3 protein-coding genes are annotated in these 3511 nt (G+C 74.8%); all 3 read left to right on the plus strand.

What is annotated here, in order from left to right; translation table 11 throughout:
• Positions 1-1413, plus strand: a 1413-nt coding sequence (locus C1I99_RS30530; protein ID WP_146604093.1) for a fibronectin type III domain-containing protein, incomplete at its 5' end; no start/stop codon positions are given.
• Positions 1414-1440: 27 nt separating this feature from the next.
• Positions 1441-2436, plus strand: a complete 996-nt coding sequence (locus tag C1I99_RS30535; RefSeq protein ID WP_111137620.1) for an AAA family ATPase — start codon at positions 1441-1443, stop codon at positions 2434-2436.
• 14 nt (positions 2437-2450) lie between these two features.
• Positions 2451-3511: DUF58 domain-containing protein (locus C1I99_RS30540; protein WP_111137621.1), on the plus strand; the 1061-nt coding region annotated here is incomplete at its 3' end.

Consider the following 3511-nt stretch of genomic DNA (forward strand, 5'->3'; position numbering starts at 1 on the left):
CCGCCGAAGAAGCCCACGGTGGGCAAGCCGGGCGCGCCGCGCGGCGTCACCGCCGCCGCCGGCAACGCGCAGGCCCGGGTGAGCTGGCGGCCGGCCGCGGCCAACGGCGCGGCGATCATCCGGTACGTGGTGGAGGGCGCCGGCCAGCGGCTGGAGGTGGGCGCCAACCAGCGGGCCGTCGAGGTCAAGGGCCTGACCAACGGTGAGACGTACCGGTTCTCGGTGCACGCGGTGAACGCCAAGGGCGCCGGGCCGGCGCGCACCAGCAACCCGGTCACGCCCACCGCGGCGGTGCCCGACCCGCCGGCCAGTGTCACCGCGCAGGAGCGGCCCGACGGCACGGTGCTGGTGCGGTGGCCGGCCGCGAACGGGCAGGGCAACACCATCGCCCGGTACGCGGTGACCGCGACCTCGGCGGGCACCAACGCCCCGGCCGGCGAGACCACCAAGACGGAGCTGGTGGTGCCGGCCGGTGAGCTGGAGTACGGCCGGCAGTACGCGTTCACGGTGGTGGCGGTCAACGACCGGGGCGCCGGTTCGGCGGCCTCCCCGGTGAGCAACACGGTGGTGCCGTACGCGGCGCCGGAACGGCCGGCCGACCTGCGGGCGAACACGGTGGCCGACCAGCCGGGCACGGTGGCGGTGCAGTGGTCGCCGGCCGAGGCGAACGGCCGGCCGGTGACGAAATACCTGGTCGACGTGGGTGGGCGGCACAGCGAGGTGACCGATACCCGGACGACGGTGAGCGGCCTGGGCAACGGGCAGAACGTCACCGTGACGGTGAAGGCGGTCAACGAGGCCGGGCCCGGCCCGGAGGCGACCGCCACCGCCCGGACGGTGGCCGAGCCGCGGGTCACCGTGACCGGCTCCTCGGCGACGGCCACCGCGGCGACGGTGACGTTCACCGTGGACGCCGGCGGCGGGCAGGTGACCTGCTCGCTGAGCACGCCGGGCGAACCGGTGAAGGCCGGCGCCTGCTCCCGCATCACCATCGGCGGGCTGACCCCGGGCACGAAGTACACCTTCACGGTGACGGCGAGCAACGCCGCCGGGAAGGGCACCGCCACCCGCACCCAGACCACCGACGCCCTGTACGGGGTCGCCACCTGCAACAACGGTCCGGACGGTGAGCAGCGCACCTACTGCGACAGGGACGTCGACGGCCGCAACGGCAACGAGATCTTCTCGGTGACCCGGCAGGACAACGACCGGCAGGTCGGCTGGGCGAGGCCCGGCACCCGGCTGAAGGCGTACTGCAAGAAGTCGGGCGAGCACATCGACTCGTGGATCTACAACAACCAGAAGGCAAGCACCTGGTGGGTGCAGGTCGAGTACTCCGGACGCAACTACATCCCCTGGGCCTGGCTGAACCTGGAGGGCGGCGACAACATCAACGTCCTGCCCACCTGCTGACCCGTTCAGGCAAGGAGCACCACCGACGTGAACACCCACGAACCGCTCACCCAGCCGGAGGTGCAGGGCTTCGCCGCCCTCGCCGCTCAGCTGGCCGAGAACGTCAACGCGGTGGTGCTGGGCAAGCCGCAGGTGGTGCGGCTGGCGTTGACCGCGCTCTTCGCGCAGGGGCACGTGCTGCTGGAGGACGTGCCCGGCGTCGGCAAGACCACCCTGGCCCGGGCCGTCGCCGCCACCGTGAAGGGGCAGTGGCGGCGCATCCAGTTCACTCCGGACCTGCTCCCCTCCGACGTGTCCGGGGTGACCATCTTCAACCAGGCCACCCGGGGTTTCGAGTTCCACCCGGGGCCGGTCTTCGCCAACATCGTCATCGCCGACGAGATCAACCGGGCGTCGCCGAAGACCCAGTCAGCGCTGTTGGAGGTGATGGAGGAACGCACCGTCACCGTGGACGGGGTCCGGCACCCGGTGCCGCAGCCGTTCCTGGTGGTGGCCACGCAGAACCCGGTGGAGATGGACGGCACCTACCGGCTGCCGGAGGCCCAGTTGGACCGGTTCCTGGTCAAGCTCTCCGTCGGCTACCCGGACGAGGCGGTCGAGGTGGAGGTGCTGCGCGGGGCGACGGTCCGCTCGCCGGAGGCGCTCAGCGCGGTGACCGACACCGCCACCGTCGGGGAGATGGTGCGGATGGCCCGCCGGGTGCACATCGCCGAGCCGCTGTACGCGTACGCGGTCCGGCTCGCCGCCGCCACCCGCACCCATCCGCAGGTGCGGGTCGGGGTCAGCCCGCGGGGCGTGATCGCGCTGACCCGGGCGGCGTGCGCGTACGCGCTGATCGACGGGCGGGGCTGGATCATGCCGGAGGACCTGAAAGCACTGGCCGAGCCGGTCTTCGCGCACCGGCTGCTGCTCACCCCGGACGCGCAGGTGCGCGGGGTGACCGCCGCCGAGGTGCTGCGCCAGGCGATCGCCTCGGTGCCGGTGCCGCTGCCGTCCGGCCATCCGGCCCCGGCGCAGGGCTGAGGCGGCAGCACGGCGTGGGGATCACCACCCGCGGTGTCGGGCTGCTCGTCGCCGCCGTCGTCCTGCTCGGGGTGGGTTTCCGCTTCGCGTACCCGGAGTTGACGCTGTTGGGCGGGGCGGCCGCGACCGCCGTCGGCTACGCCCTGGCCACCGCGGCCTGGCGACCCCGGCTCGAGGTGGCGCGCCGCGCGGACCCCGACCGGGTGGTCCGCGGCGAGCCGGCCGCCATGACGCTGACCGTGCGCAACACCGGGCGGTTACGGGCGGCGAGCCTGGTGGCCGCGGACCGGTGCGGCGACCGCGCGGTGCCGGTCCCGCTGCTGCGGTTGCGCCCCGGCCGCGACACCACCGTCCGCTACGACGTGCCGACCCGCCGGCGGGGGGTGGTGCCGGTCGGGCCGCTGCGGGTGACCCGGCGGGATCCGCTGGGTCTGGTCGCGGTGACCCGCCCGTACGGCGGCACCGTGCCGGTCTGGGTGCACCCGCGGATCCACCCGCTGTCGGCGGTGCCGACCGGCGCGGGGCGCAGCCTGGACGGCCGGGCGGACGCGGTGCCGCACGGGTCGATCACCTTCGACTCGCTGCGGGAGTACGTGGTCGGCGACGAGCTGCGCCGGGTGCACTGGCGCACCAGCGCGCGGGTCGGCGAGCTGATGGTGCGGGAGAACGTGGACACCAGCCTGCCCCGGATCGTGGTCCTGCTGGACAACCGGGCCGCCGCGCATCCGGGCCGCGTCGACGGGGTGGCCGAGTCGTTCGAGTCGGCCTGCGAGGCGGCCGCCTCGGTCGTCGCCGCCGCAGTCCGCGAGGACCTGCCGGTCGCGCTGCTGCTGGTCGCCCCCGAGCCCGACCCGGTCGACGGGCCGGACGCGGTGCCGGCGGGCCACGGCCCGCTGGACCGGCTGGCCGCGGCGCGGCTGTCCGAGGTGGACGACGCGCTGCGCGCCGCCGCGAGCCGGCTGCGGCAGGAACGGCTCGGTGACACCCTGGTCTTCCTCACCGGCCCCGGTGGCCGGGGCGACCTGGGGCACGTCGGCGCGCTGCGCGGCGCGTACCCCTCGGTGGTGGCGGGGGT

Source organism: Micromonospora deserti, assembly GCF_003236335.1.
GTDB classification, from domain to species: domain Bacteria; phylum Actinomycetota; class Actinomycetes; order Mycobacteriales; family Micromonosporaceae; genus Micromonospora; species Micromonospora deserti.